The organism is Caballeronia eucalypticola (genome assembly GCF_047608185.1).
Classification (GTDB): domain Bacteria; phylum Pseudomonadota; class Gammaproteobacteria; order Burkholderiales; family Burkholderiaceae; genus Caballeronia.
In genome coordinates this window covers 17,219-39,217 of record NZ_JBLKRU010000053.1, presented here as the reverse complement: position 1 = coordinate 39,217, position 21,999 = coordinate 17,219, and the positions used below count along the sequence as shown (strand labels likewise).

General features: G+C 59.7%; 24 protein-coding genes. 14 read left to right on the top strand and 10 right to left on the bottom strand.

Translation table 11 applies throughout. From position 1 onward, the window contains the following. Positions 1-45 precede the first annotated feature (45 nt). Positions 46-1,131 (bottom strand): GlxA family transcriptional regulator, encoded by a 1,086-nt coding sequence (locus ACMX25_RS35055; RefSeq protein WP_414954473.1) that lies wholly within the window; start codon positions 1,129-1,131, stop codon positions 46-48. A 208-nt stretch (positions 1,132-1,339) separates the two neighbouring features. Between ACMX25_RS35055 and ACMX25_RS35050 the strand changes: the two genes are divergently transcribed. Together ACMX25_RS35050 and ACMX25_RS35045 are read left to right on the top strand one after the other, a co-directional pair. After that, positions 1,340-2,485, top strand: a complete 1,146-nt coding sequence (locus ACMX25_RS35050; RefSeq protein ID WP_414954472.1) for a branched-chain amino acid ABC transporter substrate-binding protein — start codon at positions 1,340-1,342, stop codon at positions 2,483-2,485. Between the two features lie 5 nt (positions 2,486-2,490). After that, positions 2,491-3,528 (top strand): asparaginase, encoded by a 1,038-nt coding sequence (locus tag ACMX25_RS35045; RefSeq protein ID WP_414954471.1) that lies wholly within the window; start codon positions 2,491-2,493, stop codon positions 3,526-3,528. 36 nt (positions 3,529-3,564) lie between these two features. Here ACMX25_RS35045 and ACMX25_RS35040 read toward each other — a convergent pair whose 3' ends face one another. Continuing rightward, on the bottom strand, positions 3,565-4,017 hold the full coding sequence (locus ACMX25_RS35040; protein ID WP_414954470.1) for a MarR family winged helix-turn-helix transcriptional regulator: 453 nt from the start codon (positions 4,015-4,017) through the stop codon (positions 3,565-3,567). Between the two features lie 107 nt (positions 4,018-4,124). Here ACMX25_RS35040 and ACMX25_RS35035 point away from each other — a divergent pair, with 107 nt between their 5' ends. Next, the gene (locus ACMX25_RS35035; RefSeq protein ID WP_414954469.1) at positions 4,125-5,087 is read left to right on the top strand and encodes a quinone oxidoreductase family protein; all 963 of its coding nucleotides are present in this window, start codon (positions 4,125-4,127) and stop codon (positions 5,085-5,087) included. Between the two features lie 53 nt (positions 5,088-5,140). On the opposite strand, the gene ACMX25_RS35030 is transcribed toward ACMX25_RS35035, so the two are convergent. Together ACMX25_RS35030 and ACMX25_RS35025 are read right to left on the bottom strand one after the other, a co-directional pair. After that, positions 5,141-6,334 carry an MFS transporter gene (locus ACMX25_RS35030; protein WP_414954468.1) on the bottom strand — a complete coding sequence of 398 codons (1,194 nt, stop codon included), beginning with the start codon at positions 6,332-6,334 and terminating at the stop codon, positions 5,141-5,143. 64 nt (positions 6,335-6,398) lie between these two features. Continuing rightward, positions 6,399-6,866 carry a zinc-binding dehydrogenase gene (locus ACMX25_RS35025; protein ID WP_414954467.1) on the bottom strand — a complete coding sequence of 156 codons (468 nt, stop codon included), beginning with the start codon at positions 6,864-6,866 and terminating at the stop codon, positions 6,399-6,401. Between the two features lie 25 nt (positions 6,867-6,891). Between ACMX25_RS35025 and ACMX25_RS35020 the strand changes: the two genes are divergently transcribed. The 4 genes from ACMX25_RS35020 to ACMX25_RS35005 all read left to right on the top strand — a co-directional run bounded on the left by ACMX25_RS35020 (position 6,892) and on the right by ACMX25_RS35005 (position 11,119). Continuing rightward, positions 6,892-7,131: a LysR substrate-binding domain-containing protein gene (locus ACMX25_RS35020; RefSeq protein ID WP_414954466.1), complete on the top strand. Its 240-nt coding sequence runs from the start codon at positions 6,892-6,894 to the stop codon at positions 7,129-7,131. Positions 7,132-7,558: 427 nt separating this feature from the next. Further along, the gene (locus tag ACMX25_RS35015) at positions 7,559-8,161 is read left to right on the top strand and encodes a hypothetical protein (RefSeq protein ID WP_414954465.1); all 603 of its coding nucleotides are present in this window, start codon (positions 7,559-7,561) and stop codon (positions 8,159-8,161) included. Beyond that, positions 8,121-9,290: a diguanylate cyclase gene (locus ACMX25_RS35010; protein WP_414954464.1), complete on the top strand. Its 1,170-nt coding sequence runs from the start codon at positions 8,121-8,123 to the stop codon at positions 9,288-9,290. The genes ACMX25_RS35015 and ACMX25_RS35010 overlap by 41 nt, the downstream gene beginning before the upstream one ends. Before the next feature lie 284 nt (positions 9,291-9,574). Beyond that, positions 9,575-11,119: a methyl-accepting chemotaxis protein gene (locus tag ACMX25_RS35005; RefSeq protein ID WP_414954484.1), complete on the top strand. Its 1,545-nt coding sequence runs from the start codon at positions 9,575-9,577 to the stop codon at positions 11,117-11,119. Here the strand turns inward: ACMX25_RS35005 and ACMX25_RS35000 are convergent. The 3 genes from ACMX25_RS35000 to ACMX25_RS34990 are packed head-to-tail and all read right to left on the bottom strand — an operon-like array spanning position 11,116 to position 13,336. Beyond that, positions 11,116-11,658: a hypothetical protein gene (locus ACMX25_RS35000; RefSeq protein ID WP_414954463.1), complete on the bottom strand. Its 543-nt coding sequence runs from the start codon at positions 11,656-11,658 to the stop codon at positions 11,116-11,118. The two genes, ACMX25_RS35005 and ACMX25_RS35000, sit on opposite strands and share 4 nt — an antisense overlap. Continuing rightward, positions 11,655-12,548 carry an SDR family oxidoreductase gene (locus ACMX25_RS34995; RefSeq protein ID WP_414954462.1) on the bottom strand — a complete coding sequence of 298 codons (894 nt, stop codon included), beginning with the start codon at positions 12,546-12,548 and terminating at the stop codon, positions 11,655-11,657. Before ACMX25_RS34995 ends, ACMX25_RS35000 begins: the two co-directional genes overlap by 4 nt. 44 nt (positions 12,549-12,592) lie before the next feature. Continuing rightward, positions 12,593-13,336, bottom strand: coding sequence for an SDR family oxidoreductase (locus ACMX25_RS34990; RefSeq protein WP_414954461.1), 744 nt, complete (start codon positions 13,334-13,336; stop codon positions 12,593-12,595). Positions 13,337-13,462: 126 nt separating this feature from the next. Between ACMX25_RS34990 and ACMX25_RS34985 the strand changes: the two genes are divergently transcribed. Both ACMX25_RS34985 and ACMX25_RS34980 read left to right on the top strand, forming a co-directional pair. Beyond that, positions 13,463-14,353 carry a LysR family transcriptional regulator gene (locus tag ACMX25_RS34985; RefSeq protein WP_414954460.1) on the top strand — a complete coding sequence of 297 codons (891 nt, stop codon included), beginning with the start codon at positions 13,463-13,465 and terminating at the stop codon, positions 14,351-14,353. Between the two features lie 171 nt (positions 14,354-14,524). Next, on the top strand, positions 14,525-14,854 hold the full coding sequence (locus ACMX25_RS34980) for a hypothetical protein (protein WP_414954459.1): 330 nt from the start codon (positions 14,525-14,527) through the stop codon (positions 14,852-14,854). Positions 14,855-15,130: 276 nt separating this feature from the next. On the opposite strand, the gene ACMX25_RS34975 is transcribed toward ACMX25_RS34980, so the two are convergent. After that, on the bottom strand, positions 15,131-15,334 hold the full coding sequence (locus tag ACMX25_RS34975) for a Rossmann-fold NAD(P)-binding domain-containing protein (RefSeq protein WP_414954458.1): 204 nt from the start codon (positions 15,332-15,334) through the stop codon (positions 15,131-15,133). Positions 15,335-15,469: 135 nt separating this feature from the next. Continuing rightward, positions 15,470-16,228: an SDR family NAD(P)-dependent oxidoreductase gene (locus ACMX25_RS34970; RefSeq protein WP_414954457.1), complete on the bottom strand. Its 759-nt coding sequence runs from the start codon at positions 16,226-16,228 to the stop codon at positions 15,470-15,472. A 180-nt stretch (positions 16,229-16,408) separates the two neighbouring features. On the opposite strand from ACMX25_RS34970, the gene ACMX25_RS34965 reads away from it, so the two are divergent. Beyond that, the gene (locus ACMX25_RS34965; protein WP_414954456.1) at positions 16,409-17,341 is read left to right on the top strand and encodes an AraC family transcriptional regulator; all 933 of its coding nucleotides are present in this window, start codon (positions 16,409-16,411) and stop codon (positions 17,339-17,341) included. A 587-nt stretch (positions 17,342-17,928) separates the two neighbouring features. Continuing rightward, positions 17,929-19,011 carry an HAF repeat-containing protein gene (locus ACMX25_RS34960; protein WP_414954455.1) on the top strand — a complete coding sequence of 361 codons (1,083 nt, stop codon included), beginning with the start codon at positions 17,929-17,931 and terminating at the stop codon, positions 19,009-19,011. Positions 19,012-19,032: 21 nt separating this feature from the next. Here the strand turns inward: ACMX25_RS34960 and ACMX25_RS34955 are convergent, their stop codons facing one another. Next, positions 19,033-19,302 (bottom strand): hypothetical protein, encoded by a 270-nt coding sequence (locus ACMX25_RS34955; RefSeq protein ID WP_414954454.1) that lies wholly within the window; start codon positions 19,300-19,302, stop codon positions 19,033-19,035. Between ACMX25_RS34955 and ACMX25_RS34950 the strand changes: the two genes are divergently transcribed. The 3 genes from ACMX25_RS34950 to ACMX25_RS34940 all read left to right on the top strand — a co-directional run bounded on the left by ACMX25_RS34950 (position 19,289) and on the right by ACMX25_RS34940 (position 21,928). After that, entirely contained in the window at positions 19,289-19,975 is a 687-nt protein-coding gene (locus ACMX25_RS34950) for an MmyB family transcriptional regulator (protein WP_414954453.1), read from the top strand. The genes ACMX25_RS34955 and ACMX25_RS34950 overlap by 14 nt on opposite strands. A 328-nt stretch (positions 19,976-20,303) precedes the next feature. Next, complete coding sequence (locus tag ACMX25_RS34945) at positions 20,304-21,365, top strand: catalase family peroxidase (RefSeq protein ID WP_414954452.1); 1,062 nt, start codon at positions 20,304-20,306, stop codon at positions 21,363-21,365. Continuing rightward, positions 21,362-21,928, top strand: a complete 567-nt coding sequence (locus tag ACMX25_RS34940; protein WP_414954451.1) for a cytochrome b — start codon at positions 21,362-21,364, stop codon at positions 21,926-21,928. Before ACMX25_RS34945 ends, ACMX25_RS34940 begins: the two co-directional genes overlap by 4 nt. Positions 21,929-21,999 lie beyond the last annotated feature (71 nt).

The window sequence follows — 21,999 nt, the reverse complement described above, 5'->3', positions numbered from 1 at the left end:
CATTTTCTCGTTGCAAGTCCATTGCGCAACAACGCGCTCCACGCATCAAGACAGACGTTCCTCCAGTGAGATCCTCAGCCTGCCGGGCGTCACGCCGTAGACTTCCTTGAAGCCGCGGATGAAATGCGCGGAGTCAGCAAAGCCGCATTCGTAGGCGATTACCGTGATGCGCTTTTCCGTGTTGAGCAGCAGCCAGCGCGCGTATCGAAGCCGCATGGTCCGGTAAAACTCTTTGGGCGACACCCCCATTTCAGTCAGGAAGTTACGTTCGAGTTGCCTCACGCTCGTACCGGTCATCTTCGCGATCACCGTGATGTTGAGTGGCGCCTCCAGGTTTTCTTCCATCAACACAATAGCGTGCCGTACCAGCAAATCACCGACTGCCAGATAGCCGAGCGCCTTGCGGCGCTCCACGAACGACGCATTGCCGTGTCGGCTGACTGTCATTTGATGAATCACCTTGGACGCCCTGTCCGAGCCGCAATGCAGGCTGATCAAACGCGTCGCCAACTCGAGAACGGACACGCCGCCCGCGCACGTGATGCGGTTGCCATCGATCAAATAATCTGAATTGGCGATGACCCGCAAGTCCGGGAACATCGACTTGTAGTCCTCCAGATGAAATGCGTGAACGCAAGCAACACGGTCTCGCATCAAGCCCGCTTTTGCCAATACGAAACTGCCGGTGCACATGCCGATCAGCGGTACGCCTTCGGCTTCGGCCTCGCGCAGGTAGTCCCAGTAGCGACGGTCGACTTGTTCAAGTTTAGGCAGCAGGCCACCAATCACGACGAGATAATCGAATTGCCGCGGCGATCCCTGTATTGCATGCACCGGCACGGCCACGCCGCAGCTCGCTTCCACGGTTTCATCGGCCATCCCAAGCAGCATCCACGCGCAACGCAGCGGACGGCTCTGGTCGCCGAGATCGGCTGCATGGCGCAACGCATCGCAGAAACCCGCTAGCGAAAGCAGAGGAAAACTCGGCCAAAGAAGAAAGCCAATGTTGAGCTCGGCGCCCGAGCGTGACGCATTGCACTCGCGCTTGACGCTGGCGCGATCGAGGCGATCCACCAGATCGCGGCCAAGAGCCGGCTCCCGAACATCGGGTAGTGCTTTTTCGCGTGCCATGACGTTCCCACTAGACCTTGGTTAGTCCAAGTATATAAGCCCAAAAAATGCGCTTGCACGACATGTCGCGTTTCTTCTATTTTTTTACGAGTCGGTGCAATGCCGGGCATTTTGTCGTCCCTAAAGTCACTTCTGTCACCCGCCTCTATCGATCACCGGCAAGCGTCAGTCCGCCATCGTCCAGCAAGCTGCATAACAGGAGAGTCTCATGTCGGCTACATTTCACGGCGCGCTATGCGCCAATATCGGAGTAAGCCTGATCGTGCTCGGCTCGACCGGCGCGTTCGCGGACGAAGTTGTCAAAATTGGACATGCCGCGCCGTTGACGGGCGCGAATGCCGAGTGGGGAAAGGACACCGAAAATGGCGCGCGCCTGGCGGTAGAGGAAATCAATGCGAAGGGTCTCGTGATCGGCGGCAAGAAGGTAACGCTGGAACTTGACGCACAAGACGACGCATCGGACCCGCGTCAAGGCACGCAGGTGGCACAGAAGCTGGTCGACGACAAAGTTGTAGCCGTGGTCGGCCACATGAATTCGGGGACCACGATTCCTGCATCGAAGATCTATAGCGATGCCGGTGTTGTCGAGGTTTCTCCTTCAGCGACTAATCCGGTTTATACGCAGCAAGGTTTCAAGACCGCTTACCGGGTTGTCGCCACCGACGCGCAGCAGGGTCCCGCGCTGGCCGACTATGCGAAGAAAACGCTCGGTGCAAAGTCGGTGGCAATCGTGGACGACGCAACAGCATACGGCCAAGGGCTCGCGAATGAGTTCGAGAAGCAGGCGAAGGCGGACGGGTTGGCCGTGCTCTCACACGATGCAACCAACGACAAGGCAGTCGACTTCCGTTCAATTCTCACGAAGATCAAGGGTGAGCATCCGGACATCATCATGTACGGGGGAATGGACGCCACAGGCGGTCCGTTCGCCAAGCAAGCGCAACAACTCGCCATTGCCGCGCGTGTGTTGGGAGGCGACGGCCTGTGCGCCGATTCGCTCGCCAAACTGGCCGGCGAGGCAGCGGATAACGTGGTGTGTTCGATCGCCGGCATGCCACTGCAAGAAATGCCGAACGGCCCCGCTTTCGAACAACGCTACGAAGCGCGTTTTCATCAGCATGTGCAGCTCAATGCTCCGTTCGCTTATGACGCGGTGTACATCATCGTGGACGCTATGAAGCGGGCCAACTCGACGAAGCCCGAGAACATCCTTGCCGCGATGCCGAGCGCAAATTTCGTCGGTGTGCTGGGCCGCACGCAATTCGACGCACACGGCGATCTGAAGCAAGGTGCAATCTCGCTGTATGACTACAAACGCGGTAAGCAGACGCTGCTCACCGTCGTGAAGATGTAGAGCACATGAACGTCCTTGTTCCTGGCGCGGGCGTAATCGGCGTGGACTCCCCGCCGAAAGCGCGGATTGTACTGATCGGCACAGGCGGCACGATTGCAGGCCGCGGTGCGTCGCCGGTCAACACGTCGGCATATGATTGCTCGGTATTGTCCGTCGACCAGATTCTTGCTGATCTGCCCGCCGCGGCAGCGGTTGCCGACATCAGCGCCGAGCAGTTGTTTCAGTGCGGTTCCGAGAATTTCGGCAGCGAACAACTGCTGCAGTTGGGCAAGCGTATTTCGCTACTGCTGAAACGCGACGACGTGGACGGCGTTGTTGTTACGCACGGCACCGATACCATCGATGAAACCGCGTACTTCCTGCATCTGACGCTCAAAAGCACTAAGCCGGTAGTCGTCGTGGGCGCAATGCGTCCACCTTCCGCGCTGAGTTCGGATGGACCGCTTAACCTCTACAACGCGATCGTCGTGGCGGCAAGTCAGGCGGCCCACGGCAAAGGCACGCTAGTCGTCGCAAACGAAGAGATTCATACCGCGCGTGATGTTGTGAAGACCAATACGTTCAAGCAAGAAGCGTTCAGTTCTCCGTATGGTCCCTTGGGATATATCGTCGAAGGCAAGCCGGCTTTTTATCGACTGCCTGCGCGTGCACATACAGTACAAAGCGAATGGTCGATTGACGAGATCGACGAGTTGCCCGCAGTCGGCATTCTCTACGCGCACGGCGGCATGAACGACGCGATGGTCCACGCCATGCTCAACTCAAGTGTGAAGGCGATCATCTATGCTGCGACTGGCAACGGCAATGTGGCGGCATCGGTGGTGGCCTCGCTGGTTCAGACAAGGGAGCGTGGCATTCATGTCGTCCGAGGTTCGCGCACGGGAAGCGGCGTGGTCATCCGTAATGCCGCGCAGCCCGATGACCGCTACGACTGGCTGGTAACGGACGATCAGGTTCCGCACAAGGCGCGCGTCCTGATGATGCTGGCGCTCACCGGAGAGCAGCGCACGCGTGAACTTCAAAACGTCTTTTGGACGTATTGACCTGATCTCACCACTGAACCGCAGCCTGAATATGACTCACAGGGTCTTGACCCAGCCAAGCGCACCATCCGCAAACTTTCGAAGCAATCGCGCAAGCTCACTCACCTCTTTTGCTTCCCATCCGGCAAGCAATTCTTCGATGATTTTCTGACGTGCCGCGTCCAGCGCGTCCGTCATGACCTGCCCCTGATCCGTAATCACAGCCGCGCGAACCCGGCCATCGGTTGGGCTTGGACATCGTGCGACCAGACCCAGGCTTTCCAGCTTGGCGATCTGCCTGCTGACCGTCGTGTAATCGCGCCCCGCCAGTTCAGCAAGTTCGACAATACCAAGCGGCCCCATCCGTTCTACTCTTGCGAGAAGCGGGAAAAGCGCACGATCCAGGTCGACGCCTGCCGCTTCAATAAGGGCGGCGTCCGGTTGCGGGCGGTTGAGCACACCCGTCAGGTCCAGGAGTGCTTCCCGCAACTCGCGTATTTCGTTGCCCATCGCCATTCGATCCTTGTCAATGTCCGATATATGTGTATAGTACACATATATTCGATAATCCGATCCGAGATAAAGCGTACGCTCGGATCCTTAGAGGGAGAGCATCCATGAAAGCAGCACTCGTTCAGCAAGCCGGCGCGACGCCGGTTTATGCCGACTTCACCGAGCCGGCGGTCACCGAAGGCGTAGTCCGCGTTGCGGTTGTAGCCTCTGCGCTGAGTCACGTCACCAAGAGCCGGGCATCGGGCAAACACTATAGCGCTTCGGCGAAGCTCCCTTTCGTGCCTGGGATCGACGGCACCGGTGTCCTTGACGATGGCACGCGTGTCTATTTCGTGCTGCCTGAAGCGCCCTTCGGTGGGATGGCGGAGTACTCCATCGTCAAGAAGGCGCGTTGCATTCCTTTGCCTGCGGGGCTGGATGAAGTGACCGCGGCGGCCATCGCCATTCCGGGCATGTCGTCGTGGGCGGCGTTGACCGAACGTGCGAAGCTGGTGAAAGGCGAGACCGTATTGATCAATGGTGCAACCGGCGTATCGGGTCGTCTCGCCGTGCAGATTGCCAAGTATTTGGGCGCCGGCAAGGTCATTGCGACGGGGCGGAATGCGGAAACGCTGAAGTCCCTGCAAGCGCTCGGCGCCGACGAGACCATTATTCTCACGCAGGATAACGATGCACTCGAAAGCGCGTTTCAGCAGCAGTTTGAGCAGGGTGTTGGCGTCGTGCTCGACTATCTCTGGGGGCAAAGCGCAGAGTTGCTGCTGGCGGCCGGCGCTAAAGCTTCGCCGGACGGCGTGGCGCTCCGGTTTGTGCAGATTGGCGCCATGAGCGCAGCGAACATCACGCTTCCAAGTGCAGCGCTTCGGTCGTCGGCAATCGAACTCATGGGCAGTGGTATTGGCAGTATTCCCATGCCGCGTCTCCTCGGTGCAATCGAACACTTGTTGAATGCGACAGTCCCCGGCGGCTTCGAGATCGCGACGAACGCGGTGCCCTTGTCTCAAGTCGAGGATCACTGGACCAATGAGAACCAGGCACGCACGGTGTTTACTACAGGGTTGCAGCCGTGACGCATGGTGAGCCGGCGTGGAGTGCCGAGCGGCGACGGCCACGCCCGGCCTGCTCAATGCGCCGCGCTAATCCTCTCGACGCGCCCCGCTTGCCCACGATAGATCAATGCCTTCGCACCAATAGCAAGCACCGACAGCCCGGCGAATATAAGCCCGCAAAGAATTACGCCGGGCATCCCAAGGCTGTTGATAAAAAGACCACCGACCGCCGAGCCCAGAACCACGCCGGCGTTCCCGGCGGACACGAAAAGGCTGGTCGCGAATTCGGGTGCTTCCGATGCTACCGAGGTCAGCCACACCTGCGTAATGACCATGCCGCTGGTGTGCGTGGCTCCCCATAGCAAGGTGATGATTGCCATACTTGCAATGTTGGCACTACCAAGTACATAGAGCACGAGGTAGGCCCCCGCAAGCGCGACGGGATGCAGGAGTGTCGTCTTGAACAGGTGCTTCCCCAACAGCCGACCCGCCAGCAAATTACCCGACACCCCGCCTACTCCGAATATCACCAGCATCATGCTGATCGTGCTGCCATCCATGCCCGTCTGGCTCTTAAGGTACTCGGCGGCGTAGCTGTACACCGAGAACATGGCGGTAAAGACGAGCACAGTCGCCACGATGTTCAACCAAAGCGCAGGCTTGCGCAGCACGCCAAGCTGATGCGCAAAACTCATCGCCACCGGGCGGCCCTGCGCCGGCAACATCAGGAGCAAACCGATTCCGGCGATCGCCGTCACAGCGGAGCAGAAGAGGAAAGACGCCTCGTAGGAAAAGTGTGCGGCGAACCAGGTTGTTGCGGGAACGCCGAGCACGAGTCCGAGCGTTGTTCCAACGAACGCCTGCGCCATGGCGTGTGCCGCGCGTTCCTTCGGATGCAGCGAAGCTACCGCTGTGAATGCCGCTGAGAAGAAGATCGGATGCAACAGTGCTGGAACGATGCGCAACGCCATCAAGCTCGAGAAATTCGGCGCGAAGGCCGACAGCGCGCTGCACACCGAAAATCCCGCCAGTGCAAAAACCAGGACCTTTTTGCGGTTGTGGCGTGAAGAAACCAGCACGAGGAACGGACCGAAGATCGCAACGATCAACGCGAACAAACCCATCAACAAACCGGCTTGGGATACCGTGACGCCAAAGCGTTCCACGATCACCGGGAGAATGCCCACTACGCCGAATTCAAGCGTGTACAAACCAAACAGACCCAGCATGATCGCGGGCATCGCCGCAGCGGACTTGAGTGGGCTCATCGACGTCGTCCTTCCGGCGAGTGGAGTGGACGCCGCATGGTCTTAGCCTTGTTTATGGAGGCTTTCATGCTTCGCTCACCTGGACGACCACTTTGCCAAACGCGCCGCGTTGCAAATGGGCGAACGCTTGCGGCACCTGTGAGAACGGATACGTGGCGTCAATCACCGGCTTGATGCAGAGCAGGTCGATCGTGCGCACCAGATCCTCGAGCGCGCGGCGCGGTCCGACAGCGATACCGACAATCGATGCACGGCTGCCAAGCAGCGGAAGAATAGGCAAGCTGAGCATGTCTGAATCCAGCAGGCCGATGACCGAGATGCGTCCTCCTTGCACCACAGCCTGCAAGGAGCGTTCGACGTTTTTGCCGCCTGTCATTTCCAGGATGTGCTCGGCGCCGCGGCCATCGGTCAACGCCAGCACCTCGTGCTGCCACTCGGGCGTCCTGTTTCGATTGATCCCGTGACGGGCACCGAGTGCAAGCGCGCGGGCAATCTTGTCATCGCTGCTGCCGACATCGATTGTCTGCAACAACCTTGAAACGCGGATTTTTTTCGCGTTGTCCGGACTAGGGATCGCCTATTTGCCGGACTTTGCAATCGCACAACATCTAAACGACGGCAGGTTGATCCATGTGCTGACCTCGTGCTCGGAAGCCGGCTCCGCGTTTCGCATCATGTGGCCTTCAGGCAAACATTTCACGGCGAAGATGCGCGCGTTTATCGACTTCCTTGGAGAGCAATTGTTTCCTGCGCGTGGTGGTGGTGCAGGGATCTCGCATGATCGGATCGAACGATAAGCGCACGGGGTCCGAACGATTCAACGCCGCATCGAACAACCCCAAGGGCTATTACGAGCCCAACGCAGCCGGGCAATAGATTGGGAAAAGAATGGAATTATTAATCAGTATTCCTACTATCTCGCCCTTAACTTAGTCCGCCGTTTCCCGACGTCGACCAGACATATTCGAACTTCGACCTTCAGATCGATACCAGCGCGCACCGCTCCGCTTGTCGCATGCATGAAATCTCGCGCTGATTCAAAATTGGGGACTTGAGTGCTTAGCGCCTTTTCGCACAACGCAGGCACGTTAACTGCTGCTTGATCACGTTACCTCCGCTGTTTGCGGGGTACATTCTTTTTGCAGTTCCCCACTTCCAAATTTCGCTCAACCGTATGAACCAATTTCGTCGAAATATCAGACGAAATGATCGGAGAATGTTGTCATGTCCAATCGTAACCAGTTGCCATCGGAGACCGACGGAACCGATACAGATCCTGACGCCGACCCTTCCTTTCCGCCAACGCCCGTCAGATTCGGACGGCTTGCGCTTTGGATTGCCTCGGCGAGTGCACTGACTATTGGCGTCATGGGAACGGTCGCGTATGGCGTCTGGTTCAATCAGGACCAGCATGCTTACGCCGAAGCCATGGAGCACGCACGGCAGACGCTCTGGCTTGCGGCGCCGGCGCCGGCGGCCGCAGAACCAGTTACAGCGCCGGCCGTGCAACAAACGGCCTCGTCCGATAACATCGCGGCGCCCGTGGCTCCGGCTCGTCCTGTCGCCCTCGCCAGCGCCGATCTGAACGACCCCGTGTCTTCCGCTCAACTGGATTCTCGCGCAGCGCCACCCAATTCGGCCGCGCCCAAACTCGTCGTCATTCGTCCTGTTCGAGCAAGTTGTTCCACGAGCGTTGAACGCCGCCGCCCGGCGCCGCGCGTCAAGACGAGCGGCAACTTGTTCACCCGCATGGGTTCATTTTTTCATCGCGTAAGCTACCGGCAGCATGGAACTGAAAGCCAGCGAGATATCTACGCCCATCCGTGAGCGGCCGCGCGCCCTCAAACCTGTCCGTCCGATGCGTTACAGGCCAGGTCCGGCTACGATCGCCTGCATTTCTTTCCTCTGCCTGCTAATAGGCCTGCTGTCGCTCGCATTCGAAATCCGGACAATTTTTTCCGACCAGTTGAAGCAGGAATACAGCGGACTCGTTCTCGAAGGAATCGAACGGGCGGAGAGCGCTCGCAACCTGGTCCGCGTATGGCAGCCGCAGGCCGATAACAGCGTCGCGAGATCGGGGCAATCAGGACAAGCGGGACGATCGCCACCATCCGGCGACTATCGGCAAGCACGAATCGACCTCGCCGACCGCCTCGCGTCGCTCGCGGCGCTGGTGAACGCAAGCCCGTCGGCCGCGCCGCGTATCCCTCAATCCGCTCTGTCGCCCAACACCAGTCTCGACGATACCGACGCGCTGCTCGCCGTCGAATCCGTGTACTGGCGTGCGCAGCGCAGCCATGACGGCGCCGACGCACGCACCCGCATAACGCGCGTGGCGAGCACGTTGATCGTGCTGTCGGCATGTGTATTCGGTGCGCTGATAACCGCCCTCGGCATGTATGCAAAGCGCACGCGCCAACTGGCGGGCGAGTCGCACAAGTTCGAGCATGCCGCGCTTCACGACGCCATGACGGGCCTGCCCAACCGACGCAAATTGTTCGCTACGCTGGCGGAAACGGCCGCGAGTTCATCGGACGGTGCAAGGCCGCATAAAATCGCCGTGATTTACGTTGACCTGGACGGCTTCAAACAAGTCAACGATTCACTCGGCCATCGAGTGGGCGATGAATTCCTGATTGCGGTTTCAAAGCGATTTCGCAAGACCGTGCGTCTGGCCGATGTGGTCGCCCGCTTCGGCGGCGACGAGTTTGTCGTACTCATCCGAGAATTTTCGACGAGAGCTGAATTAGAGGCGATTGCGCAGCGCCTGATCGACTGCGTGGTCGAGACAGGCGAGCAGATGGGCGTTGGTTTCGTGCACGCCAGCATCGGCATAGCGAGCTTTCCACATCCTGTCAGCGACTACCATCAGCTCGTCGCCGCCGCCGACGAATCCATGTACCAGGTGAAGCGCAACGGCAAGAACGGTTACGCATTCACGACACGGGTCAGCTGAGCAGACATCACACAAGCGCTATTGCGCTTTGCCCGCAGCATCCCCGCTTATCGGCACGAACACGCAGAATCTGAAGGCGCACATTTCCCGATGTCGCTATTGCGTCACGTGCTTGAGAATCGCGTAACGAGCCCTGTCGACTAGCCTGCCATTCTGGCGGTCAGCCTGGCTCGCCTGAGCCGCGACCGGCATCGTTCGCTGTTTATTCAAGAAAACTAAACGATACCGGCCAGAGACCCAACCGAGGAAACCCCACGCGTGCCGTGTTTGCCGCGATCCAGACCATGCTCAAGAACTTTACTATTCGTCGCGGACTCACGATTACCATCGCCGGTTACACGCTCGCGCTCGTCGCGGTTCTGCTTGCAGCCGCTTTGTGCCTGCGCCAGAGCAACCAGGCGCTCGAACAGATGGTCGCCACCGATACCGTCGCCATCACGCATCTCAAGACCAGTTCGCAGCGGCTGTTGCAAGTGCGCCTTGCGCTCGGCAGCTTCGAGACATTGTTCATGCTCGGCAAGGCGGGCGATGACTTGCTGCCCAACGCGCGCAAGACGCTGAAAGCAAGCGGTAGCGAGTTCGATGCGTACCTTGCCAAACCGCGCGATCCGCAAGAAGAGCCGCTTGTGCAAGCCGCCAAATCGGCGCGCGACGCGTTGATTGCGAAGGCGCTCAACCTTGAATTCGATGCCCTCGCGCAGAACGACTTCACGACTTTCCGCACGCTCCAGGTTCAGACGGCGGACGGTTTATACGCGACCTACGATCACGCGATGTCCGCGCTGGAAGCATTCCAGATCGCGCATCAGCAAGACCGTTATGCGCAGGCACAGACTCAGTTCCACACGATGGCGACGGCCGCCGTGATTGTCGCGGCGTTGGCGCTGGTGCTCGGGTTCATCGCACGGGCGGCGCTGAGCGCTGCCGTGATGAAGCCGATCGAGTCGGCGATTCACCACTTCGAACAGATTGCCGCGGGCGACCTGACGGCGAGTATCGACGCCTCGCGGGACAACGAAATGGGCCGCTTGTTTGCAGCGCTCGGCAAGATGCAGCAGGGGCTGGTGGGAACGGTCCAGCAAGTGCGCGGCGGCACGGGTGCGATCTCTCATGGTGCGCGGGAGATTGCGGCGGGCAACATCGATTTGTCGCAACGCACGGAAGAACAGGCGGCTTCGTTGCAGCAGACAGCGTCGAGCATGGAGCAGTTGACGGCGACCGTCCGCCAGAACGCCGACAACGCGCGGCAAGCGAGCGAACTGGCTATCGATGCATCGGCAACGGCCGTACGTGGTGGCACCGTGGTGGGCAAGGTCGTTCATACGATGGACGATATCGCGACGAGTTCGACGCGGATCGCGGACATCATTGGCGTAATCGAAGGGATCGCATTCCAGACGAATATTCTTGCGCTGAACGCAGCGGTGGAAGCCGCGCGGGCGGGCGAACAAGGACGTGGTTTTGCAGTAGTCGCGGGCGAAGTGCGCAACCTCGCGCAACGCAGCGCCGGGGCCGCGAAAGAGATCAAGGAGTTGATCAATGCATCGGCGGGCAAGGTGCAAGCCGGCAACGTGCTGGCGGGGCAAGCGGGCCAGACGATGAGCGAAGTGGTCGCGGCGGTGAAGCGCGTGTCGGACATCATTGGCGAGATCAGCGCGGCATCGAACGAGCAGACCGGTGGTATCGAACAGATCAATCGCGCGGTCGCGCAGATGGATGAGGTAACGCAGCAGAACGCAGCGCTGGTGGAAGAAGCAGCTGCGGCTGCGGCGTCGCTTGAGCAGCAAGCGGAGAAGCTGGACGTCGCGGTGGCGGTGTTTCGGGTTTAGGGGATTACGGTGGTTTTCTCCGGCACCGCCGCAAACATCGTCCGATAATAAGCCCGCCCTTCGCGCATGTGCGATTCAAAACCGAATCCACCACTGAGCATGTCGTTCATATCGGCGCGCGTGATTTTCATCACGTAGCTATGCTCGGTCGTGACCAGCCGGCAGTCCCCTGAAACCTCCGATGCGCTGAACCACTTGCCCGCATCGGCATGACCGGCCGGGTACGCGTGGCCATCATGTTCCACTTGCCAGCGGCCATCGAGCAGGATCCAGAAGTCATCGCTCTTATCCGTCGCCGAACAATTCGTGACCACCGTGCCCGCCTGCGCTTCCCACTCGCGCGAGTGACCTATGGTCCAGCGCAACTGCCCGGTATCGAGTGCGGTAAAAAACGGCGTCTTCCTGAGCAGATATAAATACGTCGTCGATGCTTTCATGGTCTTGCCCTCCTGCTGCGCGTAGCCCTGCTGACCGCATGCGGCGGTCAACATAAGAAGGCCAAGCCAGGCGCCGCGAACGATACGCCTGGCGGCTTTCATCGTGACACCTTCGCTTCAAGCAAGTCGCCCATGCCGATGCGTTTCGCAAAATCAATCCGCACCCGCTCCGATACCTGCAGCACCTGCGCCGCGCCATCGCCGACGAAATCAATCACCGAGCGCATCGGCCGCGTGCCCTTCTCCATCCCGACGATGCGCACCACCTCATCGGCGACCGCCTTCGGATCGGCGTCAGGCGGCGTCAGTGCGCTCAGGCGCTCGCCGATCTTGTCCATCACGCCGTCGTATCGGGCATAGGCTGCAGCGCGCGCCGAGTCGGCTGGTTTGCCCGCGCTCGGGAAGTGGTCGGTGCCGCTGGTGAATGCGCCCGGGACCACAATGGATGTCTCCACGCCAAAGCGCGCCAGCTCATACGCCAATGTGACGGCAAGCGAATCCATCGCGGCCTTGGCTGCGCCGTAAGGTCCCATGAACGGCGGGAAACCACCCTTGGTCGTCGTGCTGCTGATCCACAGGACAAGCCCGGATTCCTGCTTGCGCATATAAGGCAGCACCGCGCGGTTGACGCGCTGCGCGCCGAACAGATTGGTGTCGAATACCTTCATCATTTCTTCCGGCGTGAACGCTTCCGACGGACCAACCACCAGATGCCCCGCGTTCTGCATCACTACGTCAATCCTGCCCTGCTCACGGACGATGGTTGCGGCAGCGGCATCGGCGGAATCCTGCGAGAGGACGTCGAGTTCCAGCGGCATCAACGCAATGCCCTTCTGTGCCGATATAGCCCGCAATTCCTCGGCCCGTGCGCAATTGCGGCCTTCCACATCGCGCATGCTCGCGTACACAATGTGCCCCGCTTCGGCCAGCGCCAATGCGCTCAACTTGCCAATGCCGGTTCCTGCGCCCGTTATCAAAATGACTGACTTCATGATGCTTCTCCGAAATGTTCAGTTAAACTAAGGTCTATGCTTTATCAGGCGACGCCGCCATTCGCGCGCAGGATCTGGCCGTTGACCCAGGCCGCATCCGGACCGGCGAGGAACGATACGACCGATGCAATATCTTCAGGCTGGCCGAGGCGTTGCAGCGGCGGCATTTTCGCGAAGGCCTGGATCTGTTCTTCGGTCTTGCCATCGAGGAATAGCGAGGTGGCGACCGGACCAGGAGCGACCGCGTTCACCGTGATATTGCGGCCGCGCAATTCCTTCGCGAACACATGCGTGAACGCTTCGACAGCTGCTTTCGTCGCGTTGTAAATGGCATAGCCGGGCATGTTCAGGGCGAGCGTCGTGCTCGAGAAATTGACGATGCGGCCACCGTCGTTCATCCGCGCCGCCGCTTCGCGCAGCGTGTTGAAGGTGCCGCGAACGTTGATACCGAAGGTCTGGTCGTAGAGCGCGTCGGAGGTCTCCGCCAGCGGCAACGTCTTCAGCACGCCGGCGTTATTCACCAGCACGTCGACCTTGCCGAGTTGCTGCTCGGTCGCGTCGAACAAGGCGCGGACATCGTCGGGGTTTGCCACATCGGCTTTGATCGCGACGGCTTTCGCGCCCTGCGCGGCGAGCTCCTCGACGAGCGCGTCGGCTTCTTTCGAGCTCGATGCGTAGTTGATGGCTACCGCGAAACCATCGTTGGCGAGACGACGCGCCACTGCCGCGCCAATACCGCGCGATGCGCCCGTGACAATCGCTACCTGGCTGTTCTTGACCGTGTTCATGATTCGCTCCTTTTGAGGTGGTGAAGTGCGTGAATGAAGTATCGATCATTCACATCGAAGGATAATTGGTGGAAATTTAGTAATATAATTCCATTTACTTTAACAATCCAGACCCGCGAGTCGCCCATGGACCGGTTTCAAGAAATGCAGGTTTTTATCCGTATCGCCGAGCGCAGCAGCTTTACGCAAGCCGCCGACGACTTGCAGATACCGCGCGCCACGGTCACGAACCTGCTGAAGCGCATGGAGGAGCGGCTCGGGACTCGGCTGCTTGAGCGCACTACGCGCACGGTGCGGCTGACGCACGACGGCGAGGCGTTCTATCGCCGCTGCGTGAGGCTGGTCGCGGACATGGAGGAAGCGGAGGGGTCGTTCCGCAATGTCGCGCCGAAGGGCTTGCTACGCGTGAATTTGCAAGGGACGCTCGCCCGGCATTTCGTCGTGCCGGCACTGCCTGAGTTCGTCGCGCAGTATCCGGACATCGAATTGCAGATTGGCGAAGACGACCGCTTGGTGGATCTGGTGCGCGAGGGTATCGACTGCGTGCTGCGGGCGGGGACGCTGCAGGATTCATCGATGGTCGGTCGCCGCGTCGCGTTAATGGAGCAGGTGACGGTGGCGAGCCCCGCTTATATCGAGCAGTTTGGGGAGCCGGAGACGCTCGAAGCGCTGGGTACGCATCGGGCGGTGAATTACCTGTCGAGCGGATCGGGGCGGGTCTTGCCGATGGAATTTACCGTCGATGGCCACGTGATCGAGATTCAACTCGCCGCGGTGGTTTCCGTCACAGGCGCGGATTTATATACGGGATCCGCGGTGGCGGGATTGGGGCTGGTGCAGGTGCCGCGGTATCGGGTGATGGGGGAATTATCGGCGGGGAAACTGAAGGTCGTGCTCGGTGCGTTTCCGCCGCCGCCCATGCCGGTTTCAGTTTTGTATCCGCAGAACCGGCAGTTATCGGCGAGAGTCCGGGTATTTGCGCAGTGGGTTCGAGGGATTTTTGAAGCGGTTGCGTAAGCGATTTACACCATCCGGACTGAGAAGATTGACCAGGCTCACATCGTCCTGCGACATACCCAGTTTTTATGACGAATAGGACCGACGCGGCACGGTAACTGCTTTATTCGTAGGCGAGCAGGCGGCGACCGTCTGCGTCTTTATCTCATTCCAACCAAGGAGGCACGCATCATGATTAAGGTAACCAGCACAGTAATCGCGGCCGTCGCCGCCCTCGCACTGTCGGGTGGCGCTTATGCACAATCGGCTGGAGGCGCAGGTGGAGGCTCAGCCGGCGGTAGTTCGTCGGGCAGCACGGCCAGCCCCGCAAACCAGGTGAATCCGGGGAACCAGATGAATGGCACAACGGGCGGCTACGGCACGCCGGGTACCCCCGGTTCGGACAGCGGCATGGGCAAGCCGAACTCCGGCCTGCCGAGCAGCACGAATAGCACCACCGCTGCTCCGCCGAGCAACAATACACTGGCAACCCCGAGCGTAAAGTCACCGGCCGGTCAATAACGCTTGTAAAGATGACAACCAGCCGCGAATAAGTGCAAGGATTGACCAGCACCTCGATGGAGATGGGGCGCAAGAGTCACTCCGACCGCACCCTGTTTTTGCGGCTGGGAAGCGTTAGTTAGACCGACCTCTATGGCCTATGCCATCGTGCGTCATGAGTAGCGCCCAGTTCATCACGAAACATTTTTATGGTCGCGCCTCGTGGTCGAAGCTTCGGCTATGTCACGCGGCAATTAATTCGCTTCGGCTATGTCACGCGGCAATTAATTCGCATTCCTACGTTTCCGTTGGAAAATCGATTGAAAATGCGAGCGCTTCCAGCGCAGCGAGACGCTCGCTTAATTGCTCGCACATGACGCCGTAAGCATCGCTACCCAAGGCTATTCGCTTAGGAACAGGGTTGTGGTCGGCGCTTGCAATAATAATCGCCGCCACCTTCGCCGGGTCTCCAACGAGCATGTTTGTCCCTTCCTCGATCATCCGATGCGCCATGCGCGCCGGCGACACATCGTAGGCATCGAGCTTTGGCGATGGCTGCGCGCTTTGATATCGAAAGTTCGTTCGCGCCCCGCCTGGTTCGACCAGCGTGCAACCTCTCTCTCGATATCTCACCCCCTAGATATGCATGCCACCGGCGACTTCGATCCGCTGCGCGTTCACCCAGCCGAAATCATCGGAGAGCAGTGCAGCGATGACCGGTCCAACATCCTCCGGGACACCGACCCGGCCTAGCGCCGTATGATCTGCGACCATCTTGTTGACCTGCGGATTGTCGCGCACGATACCGCCGCTGAAGTCCGTGGCAATGGCCCCTGGTGCAACGACATTGGCGGTGATCCGGCGCGGCGCCAACTCTACGGCCAGGTAGCGCGTCAACGCTTCCACAGCCGCCTTGATTGGCCCGTAGCCGATTCGATTTGGCATCGCAAACCGAGCAAGTCCCGACGATATATTGACGATACGGCCGCCGTCCTTCATGAGCGGAAGCAGCTTCTGCGTCAGGAACAACACGCCCTTGAAGTGGACGTCATAGAGTGCGTCCATCTCCGCTTCGGTGATCGTTTCGAGGCTCGCGCTGGACGACGTGCCCGCATTGTTCACGAGGAAATCGAAACGCTTGACACCCAGCTCGGCAAGCGCTTTGCGGACCTCTCCGGCGAAGCCGTCGAACGTGCGCGAATCGCCTGTATCGAGCGGTAGCGCGATGGCCTGTGCGCCTGACTCGGCGGTAAGCGCGACAACATTATCGGCTTCCGTCCGATTGGACCTGTAGGTAAAGATGGCATGCACGCCTTGCTTGGCGAGGCGCAATACAGCGTTGCGGCCGATCCCGCGGCTACCGCCGGTAACGATCGCTACTTTGCTGGCTGACATAGGTTAATTTCCTTTTAGACTCCGTCATTTGCTGCCGACGTATGGGCTTATTATGTCGACGGCATACTGGCGCGAGAATGCCGAAACCATTCGATTTCCTGCCTATTCCTGGCTGTGCGCGGCTATGAATGCCCGGCCTGCCAGCGCGGGGTGCAGAATCAGCGTGAAAGGAGTCCCGTGATGCCGGATGAATTAGCTGAAGCGCTTCTGCGCTATACGAATCGCCAGCCCGGAGAAAGCCCCTTTATGACGGCGATCGACGGCTTGGCCATTCTTCGATCAAACCACCCCAAGCAACCCACGCACATGATCTCCAGGCCGGCTCTGTGCGTTGTGGCGCAGGGTGCGAAGTGGGCGACGTTCGGCGGCAGCCGGCTCGTCTACCGTGCTGGGCAGGCGCTGCTGATCGGTGTCGAGGCGCCGTCAATAGGCCGTGTCGTGGAGGCAAGTCCCGGCGAGCCTTGTCTCGTTCTTGCGTTCGAGCTGGATCTTGCAATCATGCGAAGCGTCGCGGACGAACTGGATGCACCGCCCATCGCGAGCGAGGAACCAAGCCGCGGCATCTTCGTCACCGACTTCCAGGGTCCGCTGGCGGATTGCGCGCTACGTCTGGTGCGCCTGCTTGATACGCCCAAGGCAATTCCCATGCTTCACCCGCTGATCCTGCGCGAGATTTGCTATTGGCTTCTCACCGGTCCACATGGCGATGATGTCGCCAGACTGGCACTGGCGAACGGACCCTCGCAACGTGTAATCAGCGCCATGCACAGCTTGCGCAGCCGCTTCAGGGAAACGGTCCGTATAGAGGACCTGGCCGATGTTGCGCAGATGAGCACTTCGGCTTTTCATCGTCAGTTCAAGGCGCTGACTTCGTTGACGCCGTTGCAGTATCAGAAGCAACTGCGCTTGCTCGAAGCACGGCGGCTGATGATTTCCTGCGCCGCCAATGTTGAGACGGCGTCTTTTGAAGTCGGCTATGAGAGCCCCTCGCAATTCAGCCGTGAGTACGCTCGCATGTTCGGCACGTCTCCGAAACGCGATGCGACGGCACTGCAGACTGCGCTTAGGGAAGGTCATGCTGCAGCGAACGCGTTGGCGACCGCAAGTCAGTGAGCGCGACAGACCTCTATAGACCTTGGGAAAATCGATATTGGACAAAAGCAGGTAATCGCGATTTGCATTGTCATTAATCTGCCTCACCAGTTAACAGGTTGAAAAAACTATTCCTTAGACTAGACTGATCCATAGCCTCTGTCTGCGTACATTTTCAAATGAGATCATCTCCTCTTTCGGTGCAGGACACCGGAACTTGACCAATGCAATACGGACACATTGGAAGACAAAAATAATGGATTCCCTTAAGTTATAAAACAACGCTAAGTCCAGTCGCCCTCCCACCAACGTAGAGACTCAAGTCCTAACGCTTTGCGCTGCGAATGAATAGAAGTCGTGCCTCAGTCGATGACCGGGAATGGTGCATATCTGCTTGGCGGTCATGAAGTGAGTTGTCAAAAATTCAGCGAATTTTGAAAAGGCATTTAGCGCCCGCCTGTCCCTGATGGGACCGTTAGCATGGCGTCCTATTTATCGGTTGCGTCCTTGTCGATTTACATGTCAAAGCTCATGTGGCACGCCTGCGGCCCGATCGGCGATGGCGATTCAGGTCATGTTTCAGTAGCGGGATCATAAAGGGGATCACTATGGAATTTGCCTGCAAGAGAATTCGCCACCCGTACTCTGTTCACCACGTATTGATTGCTGTCGCCCTGCTCTCGGCGGCTGCACTCCAGCCTGCCGCAGCCCAAAGCGCACGCCATCATCCCGAGGCGCCAATTTATGTCATCAAGGATCTCGGTACACTCCCAGGCAACACCAGCCAGGCTAGCGCGATCAACGAGCGCGGCCGAGCGGTCGGTTTCTCGAACGTCGCGAACGGGGATCAGCACGCTACCCTGTATGAAGACGGGAGGGTGATCGATCTCGGCACGCTGCCGGGTGGCACCCATGCCACCGCTAACGGCATCAACGAGCGCGGCCAGATTGTCGGCTGGTCGGCAATCGGCGGCAATGAGCAGGCCTCTCTGAACGAGCAAGCGTTTCTGTTTGAACACGGCGAAATGACCGACCTGGGTACACTTCCCAATGGCAATATCAGTGTCGCTAACGCAATCAACGAGCGCGGTCAGGTGGTCGGCTGGGCGGTCAACGCACTCACGGCGACCCACGCCGTTCTGTTTGAAAAGGGCAAGGTGATCGACCTGGGCACGTTATCCGGCGGCTACTTCAGCGCCGCTTACGGGATCAACGAACGCGGCGACGTGGTCGGCTCGTCCACCAGTGCAACCTCGGGCGCCGACCAGGCCTTTCTATACGAGCACGGCGAGATGACCAACCTCGGCTGGCTCCCCGGCGGCAACAGCAGCACCGCTTTCGCGCTTAACAATCGCGGCCAGGTGGTCGGCCAGGCGGCCATCGCAAACGGCTACGAGCACGCCTTCCTGTATGAACACGGCGTGATGACCGACCTGGGCACCCTCCCGGGCGGCACCATCAGTGTTGCTCTCGGGATCAACGATCGCGGTCAGGTAGTCGGCGAGTCGACCGATGCAAGCGGGAATTTTCGCGCCTTTCTGTACGAGCTTGGCGTGATGACCGACTTGGGCATGCTCCCCGGTGGCAACAGCAGCGTGGCGACCTCGATCAACAATCGAGGCGAGATCGCGGGCTACTCCGGCACAGCTTTTTCGCCTTGGCACGCCGCCCTCTGGACGCGGGAGAGATGACAGTCATCGCGCGTGATCGCCCTAGCCAACGATGAACTGATAGTCGATGAGAATACGATGATTCACATCGACTATAAAGATGTCGCGGCCAGCGGCGACAATGGCGTCCCCCGTGCGCGGGACCATGCTCCAGTCCACCATGACTGCGTCCTGCAAGGCGTGCACGGCGCTCACCTTGAAACGATAACCGCCATCGCGAACGTTCTTCTCATGCGAGCCGGTGACGCGCTGCTCCAGCGCATCGTAGCCCCGGACTTCCCGGGCTCCCACGTAATGCATGCCGATGGTCATCCGTCTTGCCGAACACCTCGATGTGCCGCTTCGCGAGCGCAACCTCCTGCTCCTGTCGGCCGGTTTCGCGCCGGCCTATCAGGAGCGGTCGTTCGAGGAACTCGCCGCCGCGCGGCAAGCGATCGAGCAAGTCATACAGGCGCACAAACCTTATCCAGCCTTCGCGGTCGACAGTCATTGGAACATCGTGTTGTCGAACGCTGTGCTGCCACAGTTGTACGTCGATGTTGCAGAGGAGTTTCTTCGGCCGCCGGTCAACGCAGTGCGTCTCATGTTGCATTCGCGGGCGATGGCCCCGCGGATCGTCAATCTTTCCGAGTGGCGCGCGCATGTGATCACCGTGCTGCGTCAACAGATCGAAGCCAGGGCGGATCCCGGCGTCCAGGCGCTGCTCGCGGAGATCCTCGCTTATCCGCAGGTGGAAGCGGAAGCGGAAGCGGTTGCGGATGCCGGCGAAGGCTCGCGGCGTTTTGCGACGCCGCTCAGGATCGCGACGGATCAGGGTGTTCTGTCGTTCCTCAATACCACCACGGTCTTTGGTACGCCTACCGACGTCACGCTTTCCGAGCTGGCGCTTGAAATGCTGTTCCCCGCCGATGCCGAGACCATTGCGATCGTGCGCAAACTCACCGCGGATGAACGCGCGCCGAGGTCATCCAACACTGACCGGTGATTTAACAGGCGCGGCTTTTCGATCCTTGAAGTCCCCGCGAGGTGCTCCAATTTATTTATTCGCCATGCTAAGCGATGGATAAAACGCGCTGTCGCTAGCCACTTCCCCATGCCTCTTCACGGGCTCCCTGCCTTAGAGACAATATTCCGATACCATCGCCGCGACGATTGGCATCGCGACCTGGTATTCCACTGTGGAATATAAGAAGAACGATTTTTGATTGTCTGAAGACCCGCTTTTTACGTAGACTGCATGAGCGTCAGGTGATGTCCCTTTTTCTCACTTGTGCCGGGCACACGTACCCGGCATTCCCCACCGGGAGAAATCGATGGTCGACAGACCGACTTCCAACACATCCACAGTGCGTTCGCTGTTGCTGATTGCTGTCGTCGTGCTCGTGCTGGTCGCCGCATTCGCTTTTACAGCCGGCTGGCTTTCGCCGGCGCGCCTGACGCCCACGAAGATCGTCAACGCTCTGGCGCCGCCGGGCGGCCCGGCACTAGGCTTTCGGCGCAATCACGCCAAGGGCGTCTGCTTTACCGGCAACTTTGAATCGAATGGCGCGGCCGTGGCCCTGTCCAAGGCGCCGGTGTTCGCGCCTGGCTCGTATCCAGTCACGGGACGTTTCAACCTGGCTACGGCGGACCCCAAGGCGCCCGACGCCACCGTTCGCGTCCGTGGCCTGAGTCTGCGCATCGTCGCCGCTGATGGCAGCGAATGGCGCACGGCGATGATCAACGCGCCATTCTTCGCCGTCGCCACGCCGCAGGCCTTCTACGGACTGCTTCAGGCATCGGCCAACACGAGTGATCCGGACGCGATGAAGAATTTTGCCGCCGCACACCCGGAACTCGGTCATTTTGCGGCCTGGGCCGGCAGCGCGCCGTGGACAGCCTCCTACGCGCAGGAGCAATACAACGGCCTCAACAGCTTCATCTTCACCAATGCTGCAGGACAGGACGAGGCCGTGCGCTGGTCCTTCGTGCCGGCCGCGAAGCCGGAGGCCGTCCCCGCTGATCAGCTGAAGGCGCGCGCCGCCGACTTCCTCGCCGCCGACATCACGCAGCGGGTGCAAGCCGCACCGCAACGATGGACGCTGGTTCTCACGGTCGCCAATCCCGGCGACCCGACCGCCGACCCAACCAAAGCGTGGCCCGATGACCGACGCAAGGTGGAGGCGGGAACGTTGGTGGTCAGCGCCATCGAACCCGAGGATGACGGGCCGTGCCGGGACATCAACTTCGATCCTACTGTCCTGCCGCCCGGCATGCACGTCTCCGACGATCCGTTTCCCGCCGCGCGCTCGGCCGCGTATGCCGTCTCATTCGATCGGCGGACCGCTGAGGATAAGGACTATCCGCGCCATCCGGCGGGAGGAGCCACGCAATGACCCCGATCCACAATCGCTTTACACCGCTGCAGCGCGCGCTTCACTGGCTCATGGCGATTTGCATTCTGGCGATGCTGTTCATTGGCGTGGGAATGGTGTCCACCGTTCGCCCGGATTACCTGACGCTCGTGTCCATCCACAAGCCGCTGGGTGTGATTATTCTTGTGCTCGCGCTGATTCGTCTGGTGGTAAGGTTGACGCGCGGCGCGCCGCCGCTGCCGGCGTCAATGCCGGAACCGATGAAACTCGCCGCCCGCTTATCGCATCTTGCGTTTTACTTATTGATGATCGGGCTTCCGCTAATCGGATGGGGCATGCTCTCGGCCGCGGACTATCCTGTCGTGGTGTTGGGCATCCATTTGCCTGCCATCCTGCCGCATAGCAACGCGCTACACACGCTGCTCTGGAATGCACACAGGGTGCTCGCGCTGTGCTTCTTTGCACTAATCCTGCTTCATCTGGCGGCCGCGTTATTGCACGCGCTGGTGCGACGTGACGGTGTTTTTGAAGCGATGGCGCCGTGGCGGTCAAGCGTCAAGACGGATGCTTCTGGCGATCGATGACCTTCGTTCTCGTCCCTCTTCAGGCTCGAATGATTCGCTGCCAAGTCGCAGTTCCGGCACCGCGACCTGAA

What these genes read in the sequence shown, in the direction of transcription:
- ACMX25_RS35055 (WP_414954473.1), bottom strand. Translation starts at nt 1,131, where the DNA reads ATGGCACGCGAAAAAGCACTACCCGATGTTCGGGAGCCGGCTCTTGGC.
- ACMX25_RS35050 (WP_414954472.1), top strand. Translation starts at nt 1,340, where the DNA reads ATGTCGGCTACATTTCACGGCGCGCTATGCGCCAATATCGGAGTAAGC.
- ACMX25_RS35045 (WP_414954471.1), top strand. Translation starts at nt 2,491, where the DNA reads ATGAACGTCCTTGTTCCTGGCGCGGGCGTAATCGGCGTGGACTCCCCG.
- ACMX25_RS35040 (WP_414954470.1), bottom strand. Translation starts at nt 4,017, where the DNA reads ATGGGCAACGAAATACGCGAGTTGCGGGAAGCACTCCTGGACCTGACG.
- ACMX25_RS35035 (WP_414954469.1), top strand. Translation starts at nt 4,125, where the DNA reads ATGAAAGCAGCACTCGTTCAGCAAGCCGGCGCGACGCCGGTTTATGCC.
- ACMX25_RS35030 (WP_414954468.1), bottom strand. Translation starts at nt 6,334, where the DNA reads ATGAGCCCACTCAAGTCCGCTGCGGCGATGCCCGCGATCATGCTGGGT.
- ACMX25_RS35015 (WP_414954465.1), top strand. Translation starts at nt 7,559, where the DNA reads ATGTCCAATCGTAACCAGTTGCCATCGGAGACCGACGGAACCGATACA.
- ACMX25_RS35010 (WP_414954464.1), top strand. Translation starts at nt 8,121, where the DNA reads ATGGAACTGAAAGCCAGCGAGATATCTACGCCCATCCGTGAGCGGCCG.
- ACMX25_RS35005 (WP_414954484.1), top strand. Translation starts at nt 9,575, where the DNA reads ATGCTCAAGAACTTTACTATTCGTCGCGGACTCACGATTACCATCGCC.
- ACMX25_RS35000 (WP_414954463.1), bottom strand. Translation starts at nt 11,658, where the DNA reads ATGAAAGCCGCCAGGCGTATCGTTCGCGGCGCCTGGCTTGGCCTTCTT.
- ACMX25_RS34995 (WP_414954462.1), bottom strand. Translation starts at nt 12,548, where the DNA reads ATGAAGTCAGTCATTTTGATAACGGGCGCAGGAACCGGCATTGGCAAG.
- ACMX25_RS34990 (WP_414954461.1), bottom strand. Translation starts at nt 13,336, where the DNA reads ATGAACACGGTCAAGAACAGCCAGGTAGCGATTGTCACGGGCGCATCG.
- ACMX25_RS34985 (WP_414954460.1), top strand. Translation starts at nt 13,463, where the DNA reads ATGGACCGGTTTCAAGAAATGCAGGTTTTTATCCGTATCGCCGAGCGC.
- ACMX25_RS34980 (WP_414954459.1), top strand. Translation starts at nt 14,525, where the DNA reads ATGATTAAGGTAACCAGCACAGTAATCGCGGCCGTCGCCGCCCTCGCA.
- ACMX25_RS34975 (WP_414954458.1), bottom strand. Translation starts at nt 15,334, where the DNA reads ATGATCGAGGAAGGGACAAACATGCTCGTTGGAGACCCGGCGAAGGTG.
- ACMX25_RS34970 (WP_414954457.1), bottom strand. Translation starts at nt 16,228, where the DNA reads ATGTCAGCCAGCAAAGTAGCGATCGTTACCGGCGGTAGCCGCGGGATC.
- ACMX25_RS34965 (WP_414954456.1), top strand. Translation starts at nt 16,409, where the DNA reads ATGCCGGATGAATTAGCTGAAGCGCTTCTGCGCTATACGAATCGCCAG.
- ACMX25_RS34960 (WP_414954455.1), top strand. Translation starts at nt 17,929, where the DNA reads ATGGAATTTGCCTGCAAGAGAATTCGCCACCCGTACTCTGTTCACCAC.
- ACMX25_RS34950 (WP_414954453.1), top strand. Translation starts at nt 19,289, where the DNA reads ATGCCGATGGTCATCCGTCTTGCCGAACACCTCGATGTGCCGCTTCGC.
- ACMX25_RS34955 (WP_414954454.1), bottom strand. Translation starts at nt 19,302, where the DNA reads ATGACCATCGGCATGCATTACGTGGGAGCCCGGGAAGTCCGGGGCTAC.
- ACMX25_RS34945 (WP_414954452.1), top strand. Translation starts at nt 20,304, where the DNA reads ATGGTCGACAGACCGACTTCCAACACATCCACAGTGCGTTCGCTGTTG.
- ACMX25_RS34940 (WP_414954451.1), top strand. Translation starts at nt 21,362, where the DNA reads ATGACCCCGATCCACAATCGCTTTACACCGCTGCAGCGCGCGCTTCAC.